This is a genomic window from Candidatus Sodalis sp. SoCistrobi, from assembly GCF_900143145.1.
GTDB lineage: Bacteria > Pseudomonadota > Gammaproteobacteria > Enterobacterales > Enterobacteriaceae > SoCistrobi.
The window spans coordinates 1-2,824 of record NZ_FRDB01000293.1 but is presented as its reverse complement, the minus strand read 5'-3'; the positions used below and the strand labels follow the sequence as shown (position 1 = coordinate 2,824).

6 protein-coding genes and 1 pseudogene are annotated in these 2,824 nt (G+C 58.7%); 4 read left to right on the top strand and 3 right to left on the bottom strand.

Annotation, left to right across the window (positions count from 1 at the left end; genetic code table 11):
* The 4 genes and pseudogenes from CINSTRO3249_RS14650 to CINSTRO3249_RS14635 form a co-directional block, all read left to right on the top strand.
* Positions 1-247, top strand: a 247-nt coding sequence (locus CINSTRO3249_RS14650; RefSeq protein ID WP_143146887.1) for an integrase core domain-containing protein, incomplete at its 5' end; no start/stop codon positions are given.
* 34 nt (positions 248-281) lie between these two features.
* Positions 282-479: pseudogene (locus CINSTRO3249_RS14645) on the top strand (NADP-dependent 3-hydroxy acid dehydrogenase); the annotation flags it as partial.
* A gap of 312 nt (positions 480-791) precedes the next feature.
* Positions 792-1,142, top strand: coding sequence for a DUF1283 family protein (locus CINSTRO3249_RS14640; protein WP_074013791.1), 351 nt, complete (start codon positions 792-794; stop codon positions 1,140-1,142).
* A gap of 77 nt (positions 1,143-1,219) precedes the next feature.
* Complete coding sequence (locus tag CINSTRO3249_RS14635; RefSeq protein ID WP_074013790.1) at positions 1,220-1,474, top strand: DUF1161 domain-containing protein; 255 nt, start codon at positions 1,220-1,222, stop codon at positions 1,472-1,474.
* 62 nt (positions 1,475-1,536) lie between these two features.
* Here CINSTRO3249_RS14635 and CINSTRO3249_RS17335 read toward each other — a convergent pair whose 3' ends face one another.
* The 3 genes from CINSTRO3249_RS17335 to CINSTRO3249_RS14620 form a co-directional block, all read right to left on the bottom strand.
* Positions 1,537-2,043 carry a hypothetical protein gene (locus CINSTRO3249_RS17335; RefSeq protein ID WP_174249804.1) on the bottom strand — a complete coding sequence of 169 codons (507 nt, stop codon included), beginning with the start codon at positions 2,041-2,043 and terminating at the stop codon, positions 1,537-1,539.
* The gene (locus CINSTRO3249_RS17330; protein WP_084790260.1) at positions 2,007-2,531 is read right to left on the bottom strand and encodes an efflux MFS transporter permease; all 525 of its coding nucleotides are present in this window, start codon (positions 2,529-2,531) and stop codon (positions 2,007-2,009) included. The genes CINSTRO3249_RS17335 and CINSTRO3249_RS17330 overlap by 37 nt, the downstream gene beginning before the upstream one ends.
* A gap of 64 nt (positions 2,532-2,595) precedes the next feature.
* On the bottom strand, positions 2,596-2,824 hold a 229-nt coding region (locus CINSTRO3249_RS14620), incomplete at its 5' end, for an integrase core domain-containing protein (protein ID WP_143146879.1).

Genomic DNA, 2,824 nt, shown 5'->3' with positions numbered 1-2,824 from the left:
CGGCGACTCCTACGATAATGCGATGGCAGAGAGTATCAACGGGTTGTACAAAACGGAGGTTATCCACCGCGGGAGCTGGAAAAACCGGACGGAAGTGGAGTTGGCCACGCTGGACTGGGTGGACTGGGTGGACTGGGTGGACTGGTACAACAACAGAAGGCTGCTCGGGCGGCTGGGTTACATCCCTCCTACTGAAGCCGAAATGAACTATTACGCTTTGCAATTAGCATCAGAGGAAGCGGCGTAGTATTGCCAAAATTACTCTCTAATAAACTCGGGGTTATTCATCGGTGCGGTTCAAAGGCGATGAGGACAAGGTGGAAAACACCTACAAAAATGCCGATCCGCTGATGCCGGACGATATCGCCGGGGCCGTGTTCTGGGTCGCCACCCTGCCCGCCCATGTCAATATCAATGTGCTGGAAATGATGCCGGTAAGCCAGTCTTTCGCCGGGCTCAGCGTGCACCGCGAGGAGTGAACCGGCTAATGGCGCTCCGCCGGGGTCGCTGCGGCGGCAGCGGCACACCCGACCTTGCGCGGTTTTAATGGCATGCCAACCTGCGCCGCGGCGGCAGCGGCACACCCGATCTTGCGCGGTTTTAATGGTATACCAACCGGCGCCGCAGCGGCCTCGTGAAACTGACGCGCCGGGCAAGCACAGGCAAAGCCCGCCAGACCTGTGCCGCTTTGCGCGCCATGTTGAGGGTTCGTGAGGGGTTTGAGATAATATTATTATGATCGCATACATTATTAGCGCGTTATGCCGCGCACAGCTTAGAAGGAACATGGCATGAACACAATCCCGACCCGACGTTTGCTCGGCGGACTGCTGGCACTGGGCCTGCTGGCGTATGCCGGCGCAGGGATCGCCGCAAGCGACACTACCCAACATATCGTTATCGACTCCGGCGATACCGCGCGATCGCGCGAGGCGGCGCGGCAGAGCCAGGAACAATGGAATGCTACCCACGGGCTGCGTAACAAAGTCAATACGCGCGTAGAGAAAGATTTCGATCGCTACGATAAGTCCGTGGATCTGCAGGAAAAATGCAACAGCAGCCAGAATGTCAACGCCTATTGGGAAGCCAACACCTCACGCTGTCTGGATCGCCGTACGGGACGTGCTCTGCTGGCGCCTTAAGCGGCAGGATAATTTCCTAAAAGGCTTTACGCTGCTACGCTTATAGCGCCACTTCATTATCATATAAGGATGACAGGATGAAGAAGTCAATGTTGTTTACCCTTGCGCTGGCTCTGCTTGTGCCGCTCGGCGCGCAGGCCGCGTGCGAAGACGTGAAAGCGGACATAGCGCGTAAGATTGTTGCCAATGGCGTACCCGAATCCGGTTTTACGCTTGAAATCGTACCGAGCGATCAAGCGGACGGCGCCAGCGGTCAGGTGGTGGGCCATTGCGAAAACGATACCCAGAAAATCGTCTACACCCGCCACGGGGACGACGCGCCCAGTCCCTAATGCGGCATAGGGAGGCGCTGGACGTGCCTCCCCCTTCCTGGACTACCCCGCTTTTGCGCGCGCTAGTCTTCCTGCCGCGGGCGCAAACCGTGCGGCACCAAGCCGGCGGCGCCCAGCGCCCAGCGCGCTATGAGCATTGAAACCCAATAAACCCCGTGCATCGACACCGCCACCTGCTGCGCCATGTGCGCCAGATCCTGGCCGTACTGGCCGTGATGGGCGATAAGATGCTGCACCGGATCGTCAACTCCCGGTAACCGCCGCTGCAAATTGGTATTGAGCGTGGCGCCCAATATTGCGGTACCCAGCGCCGATCCGACCATGCGGGTGAAGACCGTTGAGGCGGTGGCAATACCGCGGATCGCAAACGGCGCCTCGTTTTGTACCGATACCAGAAAGGTGGTATTGCACATCCCCATGCCCAGGCCGATGACAAACGACGCCAGCCTGGCGTCGTTGATACTGCTTTGGGCGTCCAATCGCAACAGCAAAAGACTGCCGGCCACCAGAAGAACCGCGCCGCACAGGGCCATCAAACGATAGGAGGTGGGTTCATCAACCTGCCGCACAGCGTGCTCGCCAGCGGCCAGCCCAAGGACATTACCGCCAGCGTCCAGCCTGCTTCCAGGGTGCTGCCGCCGAGTACCGCCTGAATATAGGTGGGTAAAAACGCGGCGATACCCATCATCGCCGCGCCGATAATCAGCCCGCCGACATTGCCGGCAATAATGATTTTGCTCTGCCATAGCGCCAACGGGAACAACGGCGCGGGACTACGCCGCTGTTCGCGCACCAACAGTACCGCGCTGACAACGGACAGCGCCAGCAGCGCCGCCCGCCAGTGGCCCAGTTGTTCACCCTGCAGTAAGGCGATAAGCAGACCGCCGACCGCAAGGGTCATATAGGCGATGCCGGCGACGTCCAGGGACGCCGCACCCTGCCGCTGGGGCGCAGCAGGGAGATAACGCGCCAGCAACCCCACCGAGAGAATGCCCAGCGGCACATTCACCCAAAATACCCCTGACCAGTGAAAATGCCGCACGATAAAGGCGCCCATTAACGGACCCACGATAGCCGATACTGAATAACCCCGAGTTTATTAGAGAGTAATTTTGGCAATACTACGCCGCTTCCTCTGATGCTAATTGCAAAGCGTAATAGTTCATTTCGGCTTCAGTAGGAGGGATGTAACCCAGCCGCCCGAGCAGCCTTCTGTTGTTGTACCAGTCCACCCAGTCCAGCGTGGCCAACTCCACTTCCGTCCGGTTTTTCCAGCTCCCGCGGTGGATAACCTCCGTTTTGTACAACCCGTTGATACTCTCTGCCATCGCATTATCGTAGGAGTCGCCG

Excerpts from the sequence above, each read along its gene's own strand:
- CINSTRO3249_RS14635 (WP_074013790.1), top strand. The coding sequence starts at position 1,220 with ATGAAGAAGTCAATGTTGTTTACCCTTGCGCTGGCTCTGCTTGTGCCG.
- CINSTRO3249_RS14640 (WP_074013791.1), top strand. The coding sequence starts at position 792 with ATGAACACAATCCCGACCCGACGTTTGCTCGGCGGACTGCTGGCACTG.
- CINSTRO3249_RS17330 (WP_084790260.1), bottom strand. The coding sequence starts at position 2,531 with ATGGGCGCCTTTATCGTGCGGCATTTTCACTGGTCAGGGGTATTTTGG.